The following is a 317-nucleotide window of genomic DNA, read 5'->3' on the forward strand; positions in this document are numbered from 1 at the left end:
GAAGTTGAAGGCCCTAGATCAAAAACGCTGAGCAGTTAGCTCAGCGTTTTAATGAATCGTGTTTATTTGGCGAGCTGTATAATGGTGCGGCCAAACAGCCATTCAAGCTCTTTCTCACTCTCTTCGCCATACAACTCTTTTAGCATAACGAACAGTCTATCGATACCCTGCCTTGCGAATTCATGGGCACAATCAGAGGTAACAATGTGGTGAAACATCAAGCGTAGAATTGCCAAGAACTGCGGCTTTTCAAGAGAATCCATCCAGCTTTGTGAGAATCCTTGCAAGCCTGATTCCAAATCTAGGTGCTCTAAGAA

At 44.2% G+C, this 317-nt stretch carries 1 pseudogene; it reads right to left on the bottom strand.

The window, feature by feature from the left end:
- Positions 1 to 62: 62 nt before the first annotated feature.
- Positions 63 to 317 (bottom strand): annotated as a pseudogene (locus tag AB4585_RS25010) (TetR/AcrR family transcriptional regulator); the annotation flags it as partial.

Source organism: Vibrio sp. 10N.222.49.C9 (assembly GCF_041474985.1).
Lineage (GTDB): Bacteria > Pseudomonadota > Gammaproteobacteria > Enterobacterales > Vibrionaceae > Vibrio > Vibrio crassostreae_C.